19 protein-coding genes are annotated in these 17,399 nt (G+C 68.3%); 15 read left to right on the top strand and 4 right to left on the bottom strand.

Annotation, left to right across the window (positions count from 1 at the left end):
• The 3 genes from AC1DWT_RS42400 to AC1DWT_RS42390 form a co-directional block, all read left to right on the top strand.
• On the top strand, positions 1-218 hold a 218-nt coding region (locus AC1DWT_RS42400), incomplete at its 5' end, for a glycine cleavage T C-terminal barrel domain-containing protein (protein WP_477925301.1).
• A gap of 89 nt (positions 219-307) precedes the next feature.
• Positions 308-928 carry a cyclodeaminase/cyclohydrolase family protein gene (locus AC1DWT_RS42395; protein ID WP_072951710.1) on the top strand — a complete coding sequence of 207 codons (621 nt, stop codon included), beginning with the start codon at positions 308-310 and terminating at the stop codon, positions 926-928.
• Positions 925-1,815, top strand: coding sequence for a bifunctional 5,10-methylenetetrahydrofolate dehydrogenase/5,10-methenyltetrahydrofolate cyclohydrolase (locus AC1DWT_RS42390; RefSeq protein WP_072951709.1), 891 nt, complete (start codon positions 925-927; stop codon positions 1,813-1,815). The genes AC1DWT_RS42395 and AC1DWT_RS42390 overlap by 4 nt, the downstream gene beginning before the upstream one ends.
• An 84-nt stretch (positions 1,816-1,899) precedes the next feature.
• Here the strand turns inward: AC1DWT_RS42390 and AC1DWT_RS42385 are convergent, their stop codons facing one another.
• Positions 1,900-2,574 (bottom strand): GntR family transcriptional regulator, encoded by a 675-nt coding sequence (locus tag AC1DWT_RS42385; protein ID WP_072951708.1) that lies wholly within the window; start codon positions 2,572-2,574, stop codon positions 1,900-1,902.
• Between the two features lie 213 nt (positions 2,575-2,787).
• On the opposite strand from AC1DWT_RS42385, the gene purU reads away from it, so the two are divergent.
• Together purU and AC1DWT_RS42375 are read left to right on the top strand one after the other, a co-directional pair.
• Entirely contained in the window at positions 2,788-3,636 is an 849-nt protein-coding gene (gene purU, locus AC1DWT_RS42380) for a formyltetrahydrofolate deformylase (protein WP_072951706.1), read from the top strand.
• 22 nt (positions 3,637-3,658) lie between these two features.
• Positions 3,659-3,832 carry a hypothetical protein gene (locus tag AC1DWT_RS42375; RefSeq protein ID WP_206013840.1) on the top strand — a complete coding sequence of 58 codons (174 nt, stop codon included), beginning with the start codon at positions 3,659-3,661 and terminating at the stop codon, positions 3,830-3,832.
• A 109-nt stretch (positions 3,833-3,941) separates the two neighbouring features.
• Here AC1DWT_RS42375 and AC1DWT_RS42370 read toward each other — a convergent pair whose 3' ends face one another.
• Together AC1DWT_RS42370 and AC1DWT_RS42365 are read right to left on the bottom strand one after the other, a co-directional pair.
• Positions 3,942-4,550 (bottom strand): 5-formyltetrahydrofolate cyclo-ligase, encoded by a 609-nt coding sequence (locus tag AC1DWT_RS42370; protein WP_206013841.1) that lies wholly within the window; start codon positions 4,548-4,550, stop codon positions 3,942-3,944.
• A 108-nt stretch (positions 4,551-4,658) separates the two neighbouring features.
• Positions 4,659-5,330 carry a GntR family transcriptional regulator gene (locus AC1DWT_RS42365; RefSeq protein WP_206013842.1) on the bottom strand — a complete coding sequence of 224 codons (672 nt, stop codon included), beginning with the start codon at positions 5,328-5,330 and terminating at the stop codon, positions 4,659-4,661.
• A gap of 126 nt (positions 5,331-5,456) precedes the next feature.
• Between AC1DWT_RS42365 and glyA the strand changes: the two genes are divergently transcribed.
• The 10 genes from glyA (at position 5,457) to AC1DWT_RS42315 (ending at position 16,081) form a co-directional block, all read left to right on the top strand.
• Entirely contained in the window at positions 5,457-6,773 is a 1,317-nt protein-coding gene (gene glyA / locus AC1DWT_RS42360; protein ID WP_477925303.1) for a serine hydroxymethyltransferase, read from the top strand.
• The gene (locus tag AC1DWT_RS42355; RefSeq protein ID WP_477925296.1) at positions 6,773-8,026 is read left to right on the top strand and encodes a sarcosine oxidase subunit beta family protein; all 1,254 of its coding nucleotides are present in this window, start codon (positions 6,773-6,775) and stop codon (positions 8,024-8,026) included. The genes glyA and AC1DWT_RS42355 overlap by 1 nt, the downstream gene beginning before the upstream one ends.
• A 30-nt stretch (positions 8,027-8,056) precedes the next feature.
• The gene (locus tag AC1DWT_RS42350) at positions 8,057-8,335 is read left to right on the top strand and encodes a sarcosine oxidase subunit delta (RefSeq protein WP_477925294.1); all 279 of its coding nucleotides are present in this window, start codon (positions 8,057-8,059) and stop codon (positions 8,333-8,335) included.
• The gene (locus AC1DWT_RS42345) at positions 8,332-11,208 is read left to right on the top strand and encodes a 2Fe-2S iron-sulfur cluster-binding protein (RefSeq protein ID WP_477925292.1); all 2,877 of its coding nucleotides are present in this window, start codon (positions 8,332-8,334) and stop codon (positions 11,206-11,208) included. The genes AC1DWT_RS42350 and AC1DWT_RS42345 overlap by 4 nt, the downstream gene beginning before the upstream one ends.
• Positions 11,201-11,794: a sarcosine oxidase subunit gamma gene (locus AC1DWT_RS42340; RefSeq protein WP_477925290.1), complete on the top strand. Its 594-nt coding sequence runs from the start codon at positions 11,201-11,203 to the stop codon at positions 11,792-11,794. The genes AC1DWT_RS42345 and AC1DWT_RS42340 overlap by 8 nt, the downstream gene beginning before the upstream one ends.
• Before the next feature lie 89 nt (positions 11,795-11,883).
• A complete protein-coding gene (gene folP, locus AC1DWT_RS42335; protein ID WP_477925288.1) occupies positions 11,884-12,780 on the top strand; it encodes a dihydropteroate synthase in 897 nt (298 codons plus the stop codon).
• On the top strand, positions 12,777-13,436 hold the full coding sequence (locus AC1DWT_RS42330) for an aminotransferase class IV (protein WP_477925286.1): 660 nt from the start codon (positions 12,777-12,779) through the stop codon (positions 13,434-13,436). The genes folP and AC1DWT_RS42330 overlap by 4 nt, the downstream gene beginning before the upstream one ends.
• A gap of 152 nt (positions 13,437-13,588) precedes the next feature.
• Positions 13,589-14,008 (top strand): glycine cleavage system protein H, encoded by a 420-nt coding sequence (locus tag AC1DWT_RS42325; protein ID WP_072940372.1) that lies wholly within the window; start codon positions 13,589-13,591, stop codon positions 14,006-14,008.
• Entirely contained in the window at positions 14,005-15,387 is a 1,383-nt protein-coding gene (locus AC1DWT_RS42320; protein WP_477925283.1) for an L-serine ammonia-lyase, read from the top strand. The genes AC1DWT_RS42325 and AC1DWT_RS42320 overlap by 4 nt, the downstream gene beginning before the upstream one ends.
• 1 nt (position 15,388) lies before the next feature.
• The gene (locus AC1DWT_RS42315) at positions 15,389-16,081 is read left to right on the top strand and encodes a hypothetical protein (RefSeq protein ID WP_477925281.1); all 693 of its coding nucleotides are present in this window, start codon (positions 15,389-15,391) and stop codon (positions 16,079-16,081) included.
• Here the strand turns inward: AC1DWT_RS42315 and AC1DWT_RS42310 are convergent.
• Positions 16,050-17,399 (bottom strand): tetratricopeptide repeat protein (locus tag AC1DWT_RS42310; protein WP_477925279.1); only part of this gene is annotated, 1,350 nt, incomplete at its 5' end. The two genes, AC1DWT_RS42315 and AC1DWT_RS42310, sit on opposite strands and share 32 nt — an antisense overlap.

The following is a 17,399-nucleotide window of genomic DNA, read 5'->3' as shown; positions in this document are numbered from 1 at the left end:
TGGGCCACGAACCCGTCTACCTCGACGGCCAACCCGCCGGCTACGTCACCAGCGCCGCCTACGGCCACACCGTCGGCGCCCCCATCGCCTACGCCTGGCTACCCGCCACCGCCGGCACCGGCACCACCGTCGAGATCGACTACTTCGGCACCCGCATCCCCGCCACCATCGTCGCCGAACCCCTCGTCGACCCCGAAATGAAAAAAATCCGAGCATAAACCACACCGGTGCCGGCCCGCTCCGCGAGTGGGCCGGCACCCTGTTCGGTCATTGCAGCGCCCGCCCACAGAAGAGGAAGACCACGCTGATGCAACAGGAAACCATCAGTTCATTTCTGGACTCACTCGCCGCACGGGTTCCCGCGCCGGGTGGCGGCGCAACTGCCGCGCTGCACGTCGGGCAGGCCGCGGCCCTGGTGGCAATGGTCGCCCGATATACGACCGGAGACCGGTACGCGGAGCACTCCGCTCTGGTCGAGCGGGTGTGCACCAGCGCGGATGCGCTGCGGGGCAAGGCGTTGCAGTTCGCCGAGGACGACATGGCCGCCTTCACGTCCGTGATCGATGCTTACAAACTTCCCAAGGGCACAGACGAAGAGAACGCCGCGCGTTCCGCAGCGATCGAAGGTGCCCTGGTGAACGCGGCTCGGGTTCCCGTCGAGGTGATCGATGCAGCAGCGGCGGTGGTCACGCTCGCCGAAGAACTCGGTCCCGTCGCAAACCGCAATGTCGTCAGTGACGTCGCGGCCGCGACGGAGGCGGCCCGGGCCGCGGCCACGACCGCACGGGTCAACGTCGAGATCAACCTGCCGGGCATCACCGACCCGGCCATCCGACAATCGCTCATCGACAGCGCCGCCGGCGTCGACGCACTCGCCGACCGTGCCGACGCAGTGACTGCCCAAGTGAGAAAGCAACTGAACTCATGACCAGAATTCTGGGTGGCTCCGATCTGGCAGCCGCAATCCGCAACGATGCGTCGGTCGCGGCGGCCGCGCTCACCGAGATCGGGATCCGGCCCAAGCTGGCGGTCGTGCTGGCCACCGCCGACGAGTCCACCGCCTGGTACGTCCGATCCATCGCCGGCGCCGCCCGACGCACCGGAATCGAGTGCGACATCGTCGATTTCGGGCCGGAGGCGACGACCGAAGAGATTCACGCCGTCCTCGTCGAACTCGGCCACGACCCGGATGTGCACGGCATCATCCTGCAGACCCCGCTACCGGACGGCACCGATCTCGACCTTCTGCGGGAAGCGATCAATCCCGGCAAGGACATCGACGGCACGAACCCGGTCAGCCTCGGTCGGCTGATCGCGCACCTGCCGGCCTTCGCGCCCGCCACTGCACAGGCAGTGCTCGCGTTGCTCGACCACCACGGAATCGATCTGCGCGGCAAGACCGCCACCGTGGTGGGACGGTCGACGGTCGTCGGGACCCCCGTTGCGCATCTGCTCGTGCAGCGTGACGCGACGGTGACCGTGTGCCACCGGCACACCGCCGATCTGGTGGCGGGCACCCGTTCTGCCGATATCGTCGTCGTTGCGGTGGGGATTCCGAGACTGATCACGGCGGAGCACATCAGCGATGGTGCGGTGGTGATCGACGTCGGTACGACTGCCACCGACGACGGGCTACTCCTCGGCGACGTCGACGCAGACTCGGTGGACGGGCGCGCCGGTGCGCTGACCCCGGTTCCTGGTGGGGTGGGACCGGTGACGACGGCGCTGTTGCTCAATCACACCGTCGATGCGGCGTCGACCCAGAGCGCCGTGAGGCGAGCCGCGAGCCTCGTCGGGCTGCAGAGCAGCCGCTGAAAGTCTTGGTGGGTAATCGGTCTTTCCGGGGAGGGTTCGCCCGATTACCCACCATCCTGTCGGTGCCGCGCCGCGGCCCGGGTACTAGATGATGGTGCGTACTGCCTGCTCGAACCCGGTGACATGCCGGCGTGCGATATCCGCAGCGAGGTCCGCCTGCCCGCCGGCAATCGCGCGCAACAGTTCTCCGTGCTCTCCGACGTGCTGGGGAACCGACGGCAGCCGTTCGAGAAAGAGGCAGAAGATCCGAGTCGCGAGATTGTCGTACCGGACGAGGACATCTTCGAGGTGTGGGTTGCGTGAGGCCCGATATATGGTCCGGTGCACGGTGAGATCCCACCGCATCAGTTCGTGCCGCTCGATTCCGAGAACGTCGAGCTCGTCTGTCTTGTCGGCCATGTCGAGGAGCAACTGGCGAAGAGTCGGCGAGGCCCCTTCCGCCGCTCGGCGTGCCGCCACGGGCTCGAGGTGGGCTCGGATCTCGGAGATGTGGCCGAGGTCGGCGACGTCGACGCCGGTCGCGAAGGTTCCACGACGAGGAAATGACACCACGAGGCGTTCCGCTTCGAGTCGCTTGAGAGCTTCTCGGACCGGGGTCCGCCCGACACCGAGCTGTTCGGCGAGGTCACCTTCGACGATCGCGTCGTTGGGGCGGATGTCGAGCATGATCAGCTTGTCCTGGATCGCCGTGTAGGCGCGGTCCGCGAGAGAAGTCACGCCGTGCTCCGCTGATACCGCCTCCAGCCTCATGAGCGTCATCCTAGCGTTTCCCTTCTCCAACTCTTGACCCGTTCTTCTACACCTGAAATACTAGTACCAATCTGATATATCAGTCTAGTAGGACTGGGACTCCAGAAGAGCGCATGTGATGCTGACGTCGCCGGCAACGGAAGGTGGGGCGGCGACAGCACCGAACCGATATCCCCCGAACACCGATGCTGCCCGGCAGCGTCCAGCCCCGAGGAGACGCACATGACCGAAACCTTCACCTTGACGCTCAGCAGCGCTCAGCGCCCCGGAATCGTCCACGCCGTCAGTTCCTTTCTGTTCGAGCAGAACTGCGACATCGCCGAGCACCAGCAGTTCGACGACACGCAGAACGACGCCTTCTTCCTCCGCACGTCGTTCGTCTCCTCCGGCAATCTCGACATCGATCGACTGACGAGCGAGTTTCGCAGTGTCGCCGACAAGTTCGGCATGACGTTCAGCTTCAACGGGTGCAGCGTGCCGCGTGTTGTCGTGATGGTCTCGAAGATGGGGCATTGCCTCAACGACCTCATCTTCCGGTGGCGCGCCGGCAATCTCGGAGCAGAGCTGGTCGCTGTCGTCTCCAACCACGAGGTCCTTCGTCCCATGGCCGAAGCGGCCGGCCTGCCTTTCATCCACATTCCCGTGACGGCCGCGACGAAGCCGCAGGCCGAGGCGCAGCTCCTCGACCTCGTGGACGAGTACGACGCAGACCTGGTCGTCCTCGCGCGGTACATGCAGGTGCTGTCGAACGACGCATGCCGCAAGCTCCACGGCCGCGCGATCAACATTCATCATTCCTTCCTGCCCGGTTTCAAGGGCGCCAAGCCCTACCACCAGGCCTTCGACCGGGGCGTCAAGCAGGTCGGCGCCACCGCCCACTACGTCACACCGGACCTGGACGAAGGTCCCATCATCGAGCAGGAAGTCATCCGCATCGATCACAGCCACGACCCCGCACGTCTGGCCACCGTCGGCCAGGATGCCGAAGCACTGGCATTGTCCCGCGCCGTGCGCTGGCACTGCGAGAACCGCGTCCTTCTGCACGGGCACAGGACCGTCATCTTCAGCTGACGAGCTACCGAAAGATTCCACGATGAGACGATTGTCAGTACAGCACGGCCCGAGAACCGACGAGTACTCGACCGGTTTCACCGCTCACGTACTCGACGGCGGCATACTTCGGATCCTCGCCCCGGACAAGCAGATTGCCGCGTCGTATCCACCGGCCAGCTGGACCATTCTGGCCTGTCTGCCGGAAGTCCGTTGAAAACGCCTGCCGGACTTCGACTCGGCGGTTCACGACGGAACCAGAAATGACTGCAGGCCGCCGCTGATGTGCGGCGGCCTGCAGCGTCGGAAGTCGCCTCGTGTGCTGCCTACGTGCGGGACCCGACGAATTCCGCGGGTACGAGCGCCTGCAACCCACCCGACGGAGTGAGGGCATGGGTCATCCGGATGTCGTGCGGCTCGTCCGGAAGCGCATCGACCAGCTCGGCGTCATTGACCACTGCGATCAACGGGACGTCGCCGTCGACCATCGCCAGGCTGCGGTCGTAGTAGCCGGCCCCTCGCCCCAATCGGACTCCCCGACAGTCGACCGCAAGCGCCGGCACGATGATCGCATCCGCGCGGGCCAACCCTCCGGGCCCGAGATCCGGACCGGTTGGTTCACGCAGCCCGAACGCAGCAGGGCTCAGGTCGGCCGGTCCGGTGTACAGGGCCCACGACAGCGGGCTGTTCACGACGGTGAAGGGAAGCAGCACCTGAACCCCCGCGTCCACCAGCGCATCCAGCATCGCAACGGACCCTGGTTCGCTGTCCATCGGAACATAGGCGGCCACAGCCTGTCCCGGCCGCGCCACCTTCCCGATATGGTCGGCGATGCGCCAGCTCGCGCGGTCCCTGTCGTCGATGGTCTGTTGCTTACGCACGTGGAGAACTCGTCGCCTCCATGCGTCCTTGCAATCGATGTCGTGAAAAGTCATGTCGAATTCCACCAGTCGTAGTAAATGATCGGCCTCGGCTACGGCTTCGCCGCCCGTGCGCCTTTCTGGTAGCGGGAACAACCAGAAAGGCGCACGGGCGCGGAGCGCCTACAGCAGGTTTCGGATAGCCGCTTCGAAACCGCTGACGTGCCCGAGCGTCAACGACGTGGCGGTGTCCTCGTCGCCGTCGACGATCGCCCGCAGAAGAGTGATGTGCTCGCGGACGTGGCTGGCGACGTCGGGGAGTCGGTCGAGGAACAGGCACCAGATGCGGGTGGCGTGGGCGTCGAGGCTGACGAGGATGTCCTCGAGGTGCGGGTTGCCCGAGGCCCGGTAGATCTCGCGGTGCACGTGCACGTCCTTGCGCAGCACCTCGCGGGGGTCCTCGGTGTCGGCGATCTCGGCGATGTCGGCGGCGAGCGCGGCCAGCCGGGCCCGGGCGTCCTGGGTCGCGGAGCGCGCGGCGCGGGCCGCGGCGGTCGGTTCGAGTCGTTTGCGGATCTCGGAGATGTCGGCGAGGTCGGTCATGTCGACGGCGGTGGCGAAGGTGCCGCGGCGSGGGTAGGCGACGACGAGGCGTTCGCGTTCGAGGCGCTTGAGGGCCTCGCGCACCGGGGTGCGGCCGAAACCGAGTTCCTCGGCGAGGCGGTCGTCGTTGATCGGCTCACCCGGCCGGATATCGAGCATGACCAGGCGTTCGCGGATGATCTCGTACGCGCGTTCAGCGTTGGTGCCGCCCGCAGATGCGATCTCGATTACCGCCGATTGCGCCATGCTCATATTCGTCTCCGGGAATGTCGGTCGAGCCTTGACTGTGATCCACTACTGATCATACTCTACCTTCAGTTTGATATATCAGTAATTCGGCACTGGTCTCTCAGAAGGGCGAACCTCTTGACTCTCGACATTGACGGCCGCACCGCAGCCGCACCCGTCTCCAATCCGACGTTGACTCGGCGGTTGGTGGATCTCGATCCGGCCGTGCAYGCGGCGATCGGGGCCGAGTTGGCGCGGCAGCAGGGCACCCTGGAGATGATCGCCAGTGAGAAYTTCGCGCCGCTCGCGGTGATGCAGGCGCAGGGGTCGGTGCTGACCAACAAGTACGCCGAGGGYTACCCSGGCCGCCGCTATTACGGGGGGTGYGAGCACGTCGACGTSATCGAGCAGTTGGCGATCGACCGSCTSAMSKCSCTGTTCGGTGCGGGGTTCGCGAAYGTGCAACCGCATTCGGGGGCGCAGGCCAACGCCGCGGCGATGGCGGCGCTGCTGACCCCCGGTGAYKSCATYCTCGGGTTGGATCTCGCGCACGGCGGTCACCTCACGCACGGGATGAAGCTGAACTTCTCCGGCAAGCTCTACGACGTCGCCGCGTACCACGTCCGCGAGGRCGACCACCTCGTCGACATGGACGAGGTCGARCGCCTGGCCCGCGAGCACCGCCCGAAGCTGATCATGGCCGGCTGGTCCGCGTACCCCCGCCGSCTCGACTTCCCCCGGTTCCGGGCCATCGCCGACGAGGTCGGCGCCTACCTGATGGTCGACATGGCGCACTTCGCCGGCCTGGTSGCCGCCGGACTGCACCCCTCCCCCGTCCCGCACGCGCAYGTGGTCACCTCCACCACCCACAAGACGTTGGGYGGGCCCCGCGGCGGSGTCATCCTCACCAACGACGCGGCGYTGGCGAAGAAGTTCAACTCCTCGGTCTTCCCCGGCCAGCAGGGCGGCCCGCTCGAGCACGTGATCGCCGGCAAGGCCGTCGCGTTCAAGCTCGCCGCCGAACCCGAATTCGCCGAACGCCAGCAGCGCACCCTGRCCGGCGCGAAGATCCTCGCCGACCGCCTCCTGCAAACCGATTCGCGGGCCGCCGGSATCAACGTCGTCTCCGGCGGCACCGACGTSCACCTGGTGCTGGTGGACCTGCGTGAATCCGAACTCGACGGCAAGCAGGCCGAGGACCGGYTGCACCGSGTSGGGATCACCGTCAACCGCAACGCCGTCCCGTTCGACCCCCGCCCRCCGATGATCTCCTCCGGGGTGCGGATCGGCACCCCCGCCCTGGCCACCCGCGGTTTCGACGAGGCCGCGTTCACCGAGGTCGCCGACATCATCAGCCACGCSCTGCGCCCSGCCACCGACGASRCCGGCCTGACCGCGCTGCGGGCCCGGGTCGACGCCCTCGCCGCCGCGTTCCCGCTCTACCCCGACCTCACGGAGACGAACTGATGACGACCCTGAGCTCCGGCACTGCRGCGACCCCGCCCGGTGCGCAYCTGCCCGACCACCCGGACTTTCTGTGGCGTAACCCGGAACCGAAGAAGTCCTACGACATCGTGATCGTCGGCGGCGGCGGCCACGGCCTCGCGACCGCSCACTACCTCGCCAAGAACCACGGCATCACCAACGTCGCCGTSCTGGAGAAGGGCTGGCTCGCGGGCGGCAACATGGCCCGCAACACCACCCTGATCCGSTCGAACTACCTGTGGGACGAGAGCACCCGCATCTACGARCACGCCCTCAAACTGTGGGAGGGCCTCGAGGAGGACCTGGACTACCCGATCCTGTTCAGCCAGCGCGGCGTCCTCAACCTCGCCCACAGCCTSCAGGAYGTCCGCGACAGCGTCCGCCGCGTCGAGGCCAACAAACTCAACGGCGTCGACGCCGAATGGGTCGGACCCGACGAGGTCAAAAAACTCTGCCCSCTGGTCAACATCTCCGCCGACATCCGCTACCCCGTCCTCGGCGCCACCTACCAACCCCGCGCCGGGATCGCCAARCACGACTACGTGGCSTGGGGATTCGCCCGCCGCGCCGACCAGGCCGGCATCGACATCATCCAGAACTGYGAGGTCACCGGCTTCGTCACCGACGGCAACMRGGTGACCGGGGTCCGCACCACCCGCGGCGACATCGCCACCGGGCAGGTCGCGCTSTGYGCSGCCGGGCACACCTCCACCCTCACCGACATGCTCGGCATCGCCACCCCCCTGCARTCSCACCCSCTGCAGGCTTTGGTSTCCGAACTSCTCGAGCCGGTGCACCCGACGATCGTGATGTCCAACGCCATCCACGTCTACGTCTCCCAGGCCCACAAGGGSGAACTGGTGATGGGCGCCGGCGTCGACTCCTACAACGGCTACGGCCAACGCGGCGCCTTCCACATCATCGAACGCCAGATGGCCGCCGCCGTCGARTTGTTCCCCGTCTTCGCCCGSGCGCATCTGCTGCGCACCTGGGGCGGCATCGTCGACACCTGCCCCGACGCCTCCCCGATCGTCGGCCGCACCCCCTACGACAACGTCTACCTCAACGGCGGGTGGGGCACCGGCGGCTTCAAGGCCACCCCCGGGCTCGGCTGGTGCCTGGCCGACACCCTCGCCAACGACGAACCGCACGAMTACATCGCCCCGTTCAGCCTCGACCGGTTCGTCACCGGCGCCCTCGTCGACGARCACGGCGCCGCCGCCGTCGCCCACTAACCCACCCCCGCACACCAACCAGGAGTCAGCATGCAGTTGATCGAATGCCCGTGGTGCGGGCCGCGTGAGGAAACCGARTTCCACTACGGCGGCCARGCCCACGTCGACTACCCCSMRGACCCGGCCGCGTTGACCGACGAACAGTGGGCGCAGTTCGTGTTCTTCCGCGCCAACCCGAAAGGCCTGTTCGCSGAACGGTGGWMCCATGCCGCCGGTTGCCGGCGCTGGTTCAACGCCGTCCGCGACACCGCCACCTACCGATTCCACAGCGTCTACCGCGTGGCCGAGCAGAAGCCGACGATATCGTGAACGCACCCTTCCGCACCCGCCAGGGCGGTCGCCTCGACCGCACCACCACCCACACCTTCACCTTCGACGGCCAAGAGTTGACCGGYCACCCCGGTGACACCCTCGGCTCCGCGCTGCTCGCGAACGGYGTCCACCAGATCACCACCAGCATCAAACTCGGCCGCCCCCGCGGCATCACCGCCGCCTGGGCCGAGGACACCGGCGGCCTSGTGCAGATCGAGGAACCCTTCCCCGAGCCGATGCTGCTCGCCACCACCATCGAGTTGTTCGACGGCCTCGTCGCCCGCGGCATCCCCGGCCAGGGCCGGCTCGCGACCATCCCGGACTCGGCGAAATACGACGCCACCCACCACCACACCGACCTGCTGRTCGCCGGCGCCGGCCCGGCCGGGCTCGCCGCCGCCCTCACCGCCGCCCGCGCCGGYGCCCGGGTGGTGCTGCTCGACGAGCAGAGCGAAGCCGGCGGCGACCTCCTCGGCTCCACCGATCTGATCGACGGCGCCCCCGCCCTCGACTGGGYCRCSGCCGCCGTCGCSGAGTTGGCCACCTACCCGGACGTGCTGCACCTGCAGCGCACCACCGCGTTCGGCCACTACGACGACGGCTTCGTCCTCGCCCTGCAGCGCCGCACCGACCACCTCGGTGGCCAGGCCCCGGCCGCGGTCAGCCGGCAGCGGGTCTGGCGGATCCGGGCCCGGCACATCCTCGTCGCCGCCGGCGCCCACGAGCGCCCCGTCGTCTTCACCGACAACGACCGCCCCGGCATCATGCTCGCCCACGGCGCCCGCACCTTCCTGCACCGCTACGGCGTCACCGTCGGCGCCCAGGCCGTCGTGTTCACCACCAACGACAGCGCCTACCAGGCGGCGATCGACCTGCACGACGCCGGGGTCCGCATCAACGCGGTCGTCGAGGCCCGCGACACCGCCCCCGCCCGCTGGCAGCATGAATGCGAGGCCCGCGGGATCCCCGTCCGCACCGCATCCGTCGTGTCCGGCACCCGCGGCAACGGCCGCGTCAGCCACGCCCTCGTCACCTCCCGCGACGACACCACCGGCACCCCGATCCCGCTCGCGTGCGACGCCCTGCTCGTCAGCGGCGGCTGGAACCCGGCCGTGCACCTGTTCTCCCAGGCCCGCGGCACACTGAAGTACGACGACACCCTGGGTGCGTTCGTGCCCGGCGAGACCCTCGACGGCGTCACCGTCGCCGGCTCCGCCAACGGCATCCTCGACCTCCCCGGCTGCCTGCACGACGGCGAGAACGCGGGCCGGGAGATTCTGGGCGCGCTGGGCTTCACCACCCCGGACGTGGCATCGACCGCCGACAACTCCGGCGGTGCTGATTCTGCCGACGACGGYGGCCTGCCGCCGCTGGTGCTGTGGCGGGTCCCCGACCCCGCSGGGCAGGACACCCAGTTCGTCGACGTCCAACGCGACGCCACGGTCRCCGACCTCGCCCGCGCCGTCGGCGCCGGCATGACGTCGATGGAACACATCAAGCGCTACACCACCATCGGCACCGCCCACGACCAGGGCAAAACCTCCGGGGTSATCTCCTCCGGCATCACCGCCGAACTCCTGCACCGCCCGATCGAAACCCTCGGCACCACCACCTTCCGGCCCCCCTACACCCCGGTCCCGTTCGCCGCCCTCGCCGGCCGCGCCCGCGGCACCCTCTTCGACCCCGAACGGGTCACCGCCCTGCACGACTGGCACCTCGGCCGCGGCGCSGTATTCGAGGACGTCGGCCAATGGAAACGCCCCCGCTACTACCCGCACCCCGGCGAGGACATGGACACCGCCGTGCTCCGCGAATGCGCCGCCGTCCGCGCCGGCGTCGGCATCCTCGACGGCTCCACCCTCGGCAAGATCGACGTCCAAGGMSCCGACGCCGGGGTGCTGCTCGACATGCTCTACACCAACATGATGAGCACCCTCAAGGTCGGCATGGTCCGCTACGGACTCATGTGCGGCGTCGACGGCATGGTCATCGACGACGGCACCATCATGCGCCTSGCCGAGGACCGCTACCAGGTGTTCACCACCACCGGCGGCGCCGCGAAAATCCTCGACTGGATGGAGGAATGGCTCCAAACCGAATGGCCGCACCTGCAGGTCCGGCTCACCTCCGTCACCGAACACTGGGCCACCTTCCCCGTCGTCGGACCSMRMTCCCGCGACGTGATCGGGGAGGTCTTCGGCGACCTCGACGTCACCAACGACGCSTTCCCGTTCATGGCCTGGCGCGACACCACCCTCGCCGGCGTGCACGTGCGCATCGCCCGGGTCAGCTTCTCCGGCGAGCTCGCCTACGAGGTCAACGTCGGCGGCTGGCACGCCCCCGCCRTCTGGGCCCGCCTSATCGCCGCCGGCGACAAACACAACATCACCCCCTACGGCACCGAAACCATGCACGTCCTGCGCGCCGAAAAGGGCTACCCGATCATCGGGCAGGACACCGACGGCACCGTCACCCCCCAGGACCTCGGCATGAGCTGGGCGGTRTCGAAGAAGAAGGYCGACTTCATCGGCAAACGCTCCTTCACCCGGCAGGAAAACCAGAACCCGCTGCGCAAACAGTTCGTCGGMCTGCTMCCCCTCGACCARCACACCGTCCTSCCCGAGGGCGCGCAGATCATCGAACACCGCCCCGACGGCACCCTGCCRCCGCCGCCCGTCCCGATGCTCGGGCACGTCACCTCCAGCTAYATGAGCGCCGAACTCGGCCGCCCGTTCGGCCTCGCCCTCGTCAAGGGCGGCCACACCCGAATCGGCGACACCCTGCACGTCCCSGTSGACGGAAACCTCGTCGCCGTGCAGGTCACCGGCACCGTCCTCGTCGACCCCGAAGGAGCACGCCGCGATGGCTGACACCCTCACCCCGCTGAGCCCCCTGCACAGCTGGAMCCACACCTTCTCCCACCTSCCCGASWCGGTGCGCATCACCGAGGAACCCTTCGYCACCATGATCGACCTSTGGGTGRACCCCACCGGACCCGGTGSMGCSGCSGCSGSCGCCGTCCTCGGCGTCGACCTGCCCACCACCGCATCCACCGCCACCACCGGGGACACCGCCACCGCGATCTGGCTCGGCCCGGACGAATTCCTSATCACCACCCACACCCAGGCACCCGAAACCCTCGAAACCCAACTCCGCAMMGCGGTCACCCCGCACGGCGGCGCMGCCATCGACGTCTCCGSMCARCGCACCACCCTSCGSCTRCRCGGCACCCACGCCCGCGACATCCTCGCGAAGGGCTGCTCGATCGACCTGCACCCCACCGTGTTCCGCCCCGGAACCGCCGTGCAGACCATGCTCGGACTCGCCGGYGTCGTGCTGATCGCACTCGACGACACCGGCACCGACTACCGCATCCTGGTACGAGCCTCCTTCGCCCGCTACCTCGCSGMSTGGCTCATCGACGCCGCCGAAGAATACGGAACTCACCCCGAATAAACGCGGCAACGAAGGCAATCCTCGGCCCCGGGGGACGACATGGCGCCGTCCCCCGGGGCCGATTTCCACCCACAAGGAGGTGCACCCCGATGCCGTCCCCCACTCTCACCGCCACCGGCCCCCACCGGCTGCTCGACGCCCTCACCCGCCACACCCCCCTGGTCTGCGGCATCGTCAACGTCACCCCCGACTCCTTCTCCGACGGCGGCCGCTACACCGACCACCACCGCGCCGTCGACCACGCACTGTCACTCGTCGCCGACGGCGCCGACCTCCTCGACATCGGAGGCGAATCCACCCGCCCCGGATCCACCCCACCTCCGGTCGCCGACGAAATCGCCCGCGTCATCCCCGTCATCGAGGCACTCGCGCGGCACACCACGGTCCCCATCTCCGTCGACACCTCACGTCCCGAGGTGATGCGCGCCGCCGTCGCCGCCGGCGCCACCCTCATCAACGACGTCCGCGCCCTCCAGCTCCCCGGCGCCCTGCACACCGCCGCCGACCTGCAGGTCCCGGTCTGCCTCATGCACATGCTCGGCGACCCCACCACCATGCAGCACGCACCCCGATACCGGAACGTCGTACACGAGGTCCGACGCTTCCTCCTCACCCGGATCGAGGCGTGTCTGACCGCCGGCATCCCGTCCGAGCACATCCTGCTCGACCCGGGCTTCGGATTCGGCAAAACCCTCACCCACAACCTTCAACTACTCAGCGAACTCCGGCAGATCACCGAGATCGGCCTCCCCGTCATGGCCGGACTCTCCCGCAAGGGCATGCTCGGCGCCATCACCGGCCGCGACGTCGACCACCGCCAGGCCGCATCCGTCGCTGCAGCCCTCATCGCCGCCCAGAACGGCGCGGCCATCCTCCGTGTCCACGACGTCGCGGAGACGGTCGACGCGGTTTCGGTGCTCCGCGCGCTCGTATATCGTGGTCCCGCCACCTCCAGTCACGCGCCGAATCGAGACTCCGCCCTGTGAACACTTCCGTGTCCGCCGCAGTGGGGCTCGCGACGATCGACACAGCTGAGGTTCAGCTGATGGAGACGATGTATCACGATCCCCGCACGGGCTTGCGGCATCTCGACCGTCACCTGTCGCGTCTGGCCCGTTCCGCGGCGGTCCTCGGGTACGAGTTCGGGGAACGAGAGGTCCGGCGCCACCTCGCGCACCAGCTGTCGTGCGCCGGAGCGGCCCGGGTCCGGGTGCGCCTGCACCGCGACGGCGGCGTGGACGTCGACGTCTTCGCTCCCCCGGTCGCGCCTGCCTGTGTATCCCTCGTCCTCGACGACGAGCCCGTCGATTCCCTCGACATCCTCCTCGGGCACAAGACGACGTTGCGCGAGCGGTACGACCGCAGGCGTCACCGCAATCCCGATGCCGACGACGTCGTGCTGGTCAACGAATTCGGGCATGTCACCGAGACCACGATCGCGAACCTCGCCGCCCGGATCGACGGCGTCTGGTGGACGCCGCCGTTGTCGTCGGGATGTCTGCCGGGTGTCGAGCGGTCGTGGCAGCTGGACCGCGGGTTGATGCACGAGCGCATGCTGACGCCGAGCGACCTCCGGGGTGCCGATGCCCTCGTCGTGATGAGTTCTCTCAAAGGTGTGCTGCCCGCGACGCTCCGGCCGTAGCCGCACATTTCCCAACGTTTTCCCGATCCCCTCTTGACCCATGTCGCATACTGACCTACCGTTATTGCACTGACTGATATATCAATCTCGAATCTGTTGGATCGCAGGCAAGTAGTCCGCGACCGCAAGGCCCGACTGTCAAAGGAAAAGGCATGAGAGCTCGTAAGATTCCCTCGGACCGACGGTATACGGCCACACACAGCTGGGTGGCGCTGACGCCGGGTGCGAACTTTTCCGATTTCCCCTTGCGCGCAGGCGTCACCGACCGCGCACTCGACGACATCGACGTGGTCGGAGTGGACCTGCCTGCCGTGCGAAGCACTGTCGACGCGGGTTCCCCCTGCGCTGTGATCTGGTCGTCGGCGCGGACGGCCATCACCGTGTACGCCCCGATCGGCGGTCTGATCACGATGACGAACCGCGACGCCACCGCTGATCCGGCGCTCGTCGCCGAAGATCCGTTCCACGCCGGATGGTTGTTCGCCATCCTGCCGGTGCCGTCGTCGTCCACGTACGGCCTCCTGACCCCCGCGCAGTACGCGACCGAACTCAACGAGACGGTGACCCTGTGACCATCAGCGTGTTCGACCTGTTCTCCGTCGGTGTCGGCCCCTCGAGTTCCCATACCGTCGGACCCATGCGCGCGGCCGCGCGTTTCGTGTCCGACCTTCACACGCTCGGCGCGTTCGAGGACGTCACCGGCGTCCGCGTCGACCTGTACGGCTCGCTCGCCGCGACCGGCGCCGGCCACGGGACTATGTCCGCAGTCCTGCTCGGCCTCGAGGGGTATCGGCCCGAGACGATCGAAACCGAGGAGATGGAGCAGCGACTCGAGGCGATGCGGACCACGCGGCGCATCGCGCTCGGCGGTTCGCACCACATCGCGCTGGCCGAGGACGAGATCGTGCTTCATCCGCTGACGATCCTGCCGTTCCACCCGAACGGGATGACGGTGACGGCCTATGCGGCCGGGAACGTGGAAATCCATCGGGAGACGTACTTCTCGATCGGTGGCGGATTCGTGGTCACCGAAGCCGAGAGCACGGAACACCGGCCGACGCCGGCGAGCGGGTCGTCGTTCGGGTCCGCGAAGGAACTCCTCGACATCTGCGCGCGGCACGGATGCCGCGTCAGCCAGGTCATGCTCGAGTTCGAGAGCGAAACCCGCGCGGCCGCGGAGATCCGCGACCGGCTGCTCCACATCCGCGACGTCATGGTCGAGTGCGAGCGACGCGGCATCTCCCGCGACGGACTCCTTCCCGGTGCGCTGCGCGTCCGGCGGCGCGCCCGTGACTGGTATCTCCGGCTCGATCAGGAAGACCCCCATCGTGATCCCGCGTTCGCGGAGGACTGGGTCAACCTCGTCGCGCTCGCGGTCAACGAGGAGAACGCGTCGGGTGGGCGCATCGTCACCGCCCCCACCAACGGCGCCGCGGGCATCATCCCCGCCGTCCTGCACTACGCCGTCCACTACACGCCCGCCGGCCGGGCCGACCCCGACGAGACCGCGGTCCGGTTCCTCCTCGCGGCCGGCGCGGTCGGATCCCTGTACAAGGAGCGGGCGTCGATCTCGGGCGCCGAAGTCGGCTGCCAGGGCGAGGTGGGCTCGGCGGCGTCGATGGCCGCGGCAGGACTGGCCGAGATCCTCGGCGGCACACCGGAACAGGTGGAAAACGCCGCGGAGATCGCCATGGAACACAGCCTCGGCCTCACCTGCGACCCCATCGAAGGCCTCGTCCAGATTCCGTGCATCGAACGGAACGCGATCTCGGCAGGCAAGGCCATCAACGCCGCCCGGATGGCCCTGCGCGGCGACGGGACCCACCGCGTAAGCCTGGACCAGGTGATCGAGACGATGCGCTCGACGGGCGCTGACATGCTGTCGAAGTACAAGGAGACGTCCACCGGCGGTCTCGCCCTCAACGTTCCCGTCAACTACGTCGAGTGCTGACATGATCACAGACGAACTTCGACTTCTCCCGGCCCGCGCCGCTCATTTCATCCGGCAGCACCCGGTTCCGGCGCGCGGTGCGTACGCGCCGGAAACCCGAATGTCGGTGCTCGACATTCTCGTGCATTGCGCGCCGGTGCGCGGCGACGCGTTCGTGGCATTCCAGTTACTGAGCCGAAGCGCCCTGCCGGACTCGTACCTTCTCCGCCTCGATGTGCTGGACGACGCGCTGTCCGCCCTCGACTCGTTCACCGTGACCGAGGACGAATGCGAACAGGCCTTCGGTCCGAACTGGGAGGACGTCGTGCGGCACGCCGTCGATGCGGCAGCACTCGTCGACGAACAGTTCGGAGCACTGACGCGGACGAGCAGCGCCGTCGACGGCCGCCGGCGGCTCGGCGCCTGGATCTGCGCACGAGACGCGGCGTCGGAAGCCGGCCGGATCAGGTCCTGGTACCGCGCCCAGGACGCCGCGTGGGAACGCCACTACATAGACGGGGTGACCCTGCGCGAGGACGAGCGGATGCGTGCCGATCTCGCGACCGCCGTGCGCGACGCGGCGGCTGCGCACGCGGTGTCGGATCTCGTCGGAACACACGATTTCACCAGGGCACACTACGAAACCCTGCTGGAACCGTGGCGCCTCTGTTCGCCGGAGGGCGCTAGTGGACTGCCGCGAGCACTGCATCGGTGAACGTCCGCGGCAGGCCCTGATGACCGCTCTCCCGCAGCGCCGACAGCGCTGCGACGACGTTCGGGCCGCCGTCGGGTAGGAATCGGATCAGTTCGTGCCGAGCGCACTCCACTGCCGCGGGAAGAAGCGTCGCCTGCGCTTCGTCACGACGTCCGGCCGCCCACAGGCACGACACCAGCAACCGGATCGCCTGCAGCCCGGCCCGGCGCCGCCCGGTGCCGTCGAGTTGCCGCACCCAGTCGTTCGCCCACTCGCACGCCCGATCCGCGGCCGCCGAATCGCCCTGCGCCTCGAGCAACATGATGGCCGCCTCTTCCTCGAGCTGCGCCGTCGCCAGGTCGAGCCCGTCCGTCGGGGTACGCCGGGTCTCGCGCGTGACGGGCACGAACCCGGGCGCCGGGGGCAGCCCGATCCGCACCCGCTCGTTGTCGACGGCGGCCCGCAGACGAGGCAGGGAGAACGTCTCGGCAGTCCGAACCCCCTCGTCGAGCTGTCGTGCCGCGGCGCCGGGATCGCCACGCAACGCCAAGATCCGCGCCCTGAGGCAGTAGTGCCGGATCATGAAATCCGCTGCGCCACCGAGCGCGGCGGGGTCGAACGTCTCGTTGAGCAACTCGTCCGCTTCGTCGATCCGGCCCTGCTCGTAGTGGACTTCGGCGAGAAGCGTACGCGTGAGCCGCGCATGCTGCGACTGCGTATTCTCCGCCTCCCGGACCAGCCGGCACGCCTTGCGGTACAGCTCCATGGCACCGCCGACGTCGAGCTGTTCGAACTTCGCGAGCCCGGCAAAACAGTACCCGTACGCGACGGAGTACGGCCCCGTGTTCTGCCGGTGGTACGGGGCCGCCCAGCTCTGCCTGCGGTACGCGTCCTCGAACCGGAATTCACACGTGTCCACGAACGTCTCGATGAGAGCGGCCATCGACACCACGAAGGGGTGATACTCCGTGGGACGGGCGAGGCATTCGGCGACGAGCTCGCGCACACCCTCGATGCGGTCGGCGGTCGCCTCGATGTCGGCCTGCAGGACATCCGCTTCCACCCGGAGCTCGGCGGCGCGACTCTCGGACATCTCCCCGGCGTCGATCTGCTCGAGTGCGCGGGTTCGGGCGGCCTGCGCGAGTTCGAGTCGCTGGAGTTCGCAGTTCGCCCATCCGATGGTGAGCTGCAGCCGCGGGCTGGCGGCCACCAGGTCGGCGGGCAGTTTCCCGATCAGGCCGAGCAGCGTCGACATCTGCGACCGATCGAGGAGGTAGAGGTCGTCCTCCTCGAGCAGTTCCACCGCTCGCTGCGGTTCACCGGCCGCGAGGATGTGGTC

The organism is Rhodococcus sp. P4_B6 (genome assembly GCF_056402215.1).
The sequence above is the reverse complement of the archived record's forward strand: the minus strand, read 5'-3'. Positions and strand labels throughout refer to the sequence as shown.

Coding starts and splice junctions, on each gene's coding strand:
- AC1DWT_RS42395 (WP_072951710.1), top strand. CDS start 308: ATGCAACAGGAAACCATCAGTTCATTTCTGGACTCACTCGCCGCACGG.
- AC1DWT_RS42390 (WP_072951709.1), top strand. CDS start 925: ATGACCAGAATTCTGGGTGGCTCCGATCTGGCAGCCGCAATCCGCAAC.
- AC1DWT_RS42385 (WP_072951708.1), bottom strand. CDS start 2,574: ATGACGCTCATGAGGCTGGAGGCGGTATCAGCGGAGCACGGCGTGACT.
- purU (WP_072951706.1), top strand. CDS start 2,788: ATGACCGAAACCTTCACCTTGACGCTCAGCAGCGCTCAGCGCCCCGGA.
- AC1DWT_RS42375 (WP_206013840.1), top strand. CDS start 3,659: ATGAGACGATTGTCAGTACAGCACGGCCCGAGAACCGACGAGTACTCG.
- AC1DWT_RS42370 (WP_206013841.1), bottom strand. CDS start 4,550: ATGACTTTTCACGACATCGATTGCAAGGACGCATGGAGGCGACGAGTT.
- folP (WP_477925288.1), top strand. CDS start 11,884: ATGCCGTCCCCCACTCTCACCGCCACCGGCCCCCACCGGCTGCTCGAC.
- AC1DWT_RS42325 (WP_072940372.1), top strand. CDS start 13,589: ATGAGAGCTCGTAAGATTCCCTCGGACCGACGGTATACGGCCACACAC.
- AC1DWT_RS42315 (WP_477925281.1), top strand. CDS start 15,389: ATGATCACAGACGAACTTCGACTTCTCCCGGCCCGCGCCGCTCATTTC.